At 70.4% G+C, this 2,862-nt stretch carries 2 protein-coding genes and 1 pseudogene; all 3 read right to left on the bottom strand.

The genetic code is table 11. The features are described 5' to 3' along the window. Positions 1-138: 138 nt before the first annotated feature. The gene (locus DW296_RS00670; protein ID WP_025102954.1) at positions 139-1,428 is read right to left on the bottom strand and encodes a citrate synthase; all 1,290 of its coding nucleotides are present in this window, start codon (positions 1,426-1,428) and stop codon (positions 139-141) included. A 190-nt stretch (positions 1,429-1,618) separates the two neighbouring features. Continuing rightward, positions 1,619-2,731: a succinyldiaminopimelate transaminase gene (gene dapC / locus DW296_RS00665; protein ID WP_136050653.1), complete on the bottom strand. Its 1,113-nt coding sequence runs from the start codon at positions 2,729-2,731 to the stop codon at positions 1,619-1,621. A 9-nt stretch (positions 2,732-2,740) separates the two neighbouring features. Beyond that, positions 2,741-2,862: pseudogene (locus DW296_RS16620) on the bottom strand (ferredoxin); the annotation flags it as partial.

The raw sequence follows: 2,862 nt of genomic DNA, 5'->3' as shown, positions 1-2,862 counted from the left end.
CATGAGCGCTCCCGCGAGGCCAGGGCCGCCAGGGCGCGCGCGGCGGCCAGGGACGCTGATCCCGGTTCGCGCCTGACGACGACGAAGGCCCCGTCGCACTCCGGTGCGAGGGGGCCTTCGGCGTCTGCGGCGCCGCGCTCAGCGCGTCGGGAACGCGCGCTCCGGCGACCCGGTGTAGAGCTGCTGCGGACGGCCGATCTTCGTCTGCGGGTCGAGCTGGAGCTCGCGCCACTGGGCGAGCCAGCCGGGCAGGCGGCCGATCGCGAAGAGGACCGTGAACATCCGCGTGGGGAAGCCCATCGCCTTGTAGATCACGCCCGTGTAGAAGTCGACGTTCGGATACAGGCGACGCTCACGGAAGTAGTCGTCCGCGAGGGCGATCTCCTCGAGCTCCTTCGCGAGGTCCAGGAGCGGGTCGGTGACGCCGAGCGAGCTCAGCACCTCGTCCGCGGCCTCCTTGACGAGCTTGGCGCGCGGGTCGTAGTTCTTGTACACCCGGTGCCCGAAGCCCATGAGCTTCACGCCCTCTTCCTTGTTCTTCACCCGCTCGACGAACCGGGAGACGCTCTGTCCCGAGTCGCGGATCTGGCCGAGCATCGTGAGGACGGCCTCGTTCGCACCACCGTGCAGCGGACCCGAGAGGGCCTGGATGCCGGCCGAGACGGAGGCGAACTGGTTGGCTCCCGTGGAGCCGACGAGGCGGACGGTGGAGGTCGAGGCGTTCTGCTCGTGGTCCTCGTGCAGGATGAGCAGCAGTTCGAGGGCCTTCACCATGGTCGGGTTGATCTCGTACGGCTCGGAGTTCACGCCGAAGTTCAGCTTGAGGAAGTTCTCCACGAAGCCGAGCGAGTTGTCCGGGTAGAGGAACGCCTGGCCGACGCTCTTCTTGTGCGCGTAGGCGGCGATGACCGGCAGCTTGGCGAGCATGCGGATGGTGTTCAGCTCGACGTGCTCGGGGTTGTGCGGGTCGGTCTGCCCCTCGTAGTACGTCGACAGGGCGGCGACGGCGGAGGAGAGCACCGACATGGGGTGCGCGGTGTGCGGCAGCGCGGAGAAGAAGCGCTTGAGGTCTTCGTGCAGCAGCGTGTGCCGACGGATCTTCTCGTCGAACTCGGCCAGCTCTCCGGCGGACGGGAGCTCCCCGTAGATGAGCAGCCACGCGACCTCGAGGTAGCTGGTGCTGCCGGCGAGCTGCTCGATCGGGTAGCCGCGGTAGCGCAGGATGCCCTTGTCGCCGTCGATGAAGGTGATGTCCGACTTCGTGGAGGCGGTGTTGACGAAGCCGTAGTCGAGCCCGGTGTAGCCGGTCTGACGGGTCAGCGTCGAGAAGTCGATGCTGTCGTGGCCCGCGGTACCGCGCACCAGGGGGAATTCGGCGGTGGTGTCGCCGATCGTCAGCTTCGCCGTCTGGTCTGCCGCAGCGCTCACGCGGACCTCCTCCTTCTGTCTGATCGCCCCGGCATCGCGGGCGTCAGCAAGTTCTTGATCAAGCCGGAACTGGCGATATCTCTGGCGCCGAGCGCCGGGCCGGGTGCCGACCGAATCGCCTTTACAGCCTAGTCGTCACGCAGGCCTACTGTGACAACCGCCAAAGGGATGGCTGCAACAGGGAGGGATCCTACAGATCCGCGCCGCGCAGGCGTCGCGCCGCTTCCGCGACGCGGTCGGTCGGCGCCGTCAGCGACAGCCGCACGTGCGCAGGCGACGAGGCGCCGTAGAAGTGCCCGGGGCCCGCGAGGATCCCGAGGTCGGCGAGACGCGCCATCGACTCCCAGGCGTCGCGCCCCTCGGTCGCCCAGAGGTACAGCCCGGCCTGCGAGCCGTCGATGCGGAAGCCGGCAGCCTCGACGGCGGGCAGCAGCAGCGCCCGCCGCTCACGGTAGAGCTCCTTCTGCGCCGCGACGTGTGCGTCGTCACCGAGGGCGACGATCATCGCCTGCTGCACCGGCGCGGGCGGCATGAGGCCGAGGTGCTTGCGCGCGGCGAGGAGCTCGCCGACCACGCGAGCGCAGCCGGCGACGAAGGCCGCGCGATAACCCGCGAGGTTGGACTGCTTGCTCAGCGAGTACACGCTGAGCAGATTCGCCCGCGTGCCGCCGGTCACCCGGGGGTCGAGCACCGACGGGATGGCCCCGTCCGCCCAGGGGCCGTCCCAGCCGAGCTCGGCGTAGCACTCGTCGCTGGCCAGCACGGCGCCCAGTTCCCGCGCCCGCTGCACCGCCGCGGCGAGCTCGTCGACCGTCCAGGTGCGGCCGTCGGGGTTGCCCGGGGTGTTGATCCAGATGAGCTTGGCGCCCTCCGGCCACTCCGCCGGGTCGTCGACCGCGAGAGGTGTCGCCCCTGCCACCCGCGCGCCGACCTCATACGTCGGGTACGCGACGCGAGGATGCACCACGATGTCTCCGGCGCCGAGCCCCAGCAGCGTGGGCAGGAGCGCGACGAGCTCCTTGGAGCCGATCGTCGGCAGCACGTTGTCGACCCGGAGGTCCGGGACGCCGCGGCGGCGGCCGTACCAGTCGACGATGGCCTCCCGGAGCGCGGGGGTGCCGACGGTCTGCGGGTAGGCGTGGGCATCGGTCGCCGCGGCGAGGGCCCGACGGATGATCTCCGGCGTGGGGTCGACCGGCGAGCCGACGGAGAGGTCGACGAGACCGCCCGGGTGCCGGGCGGCGCGCTCACGATACGGGACCACGGCGTCCCACGGGTAGTCGGCGAGGTCGCGGACGCTCACGGAGCGCGCCTACTCGCCCTGCGGCGGGAGCGCGGCGATGATCGGGTGGTCGAACGGGTAGACGCCGACCTTGGCGGCGCCGCCGGGCGAGCCGATCTCGTCGAAGAACTCGACGTTGGCCTTGTAGTAGT

The sequence above is a fragment of the Microbacterium sp. K36 genome (assembly GCF_004794355.1).
Lineage (GTDB): Bacteria > Actinomycetota > Actinomycetes > Actinomycetales > Microbacteriaceae > Microbacterium > Microbacterium paraoxydans_D.
This window is presented reverse-complemented; position numbering and strand designations above follow the sequence as displayed.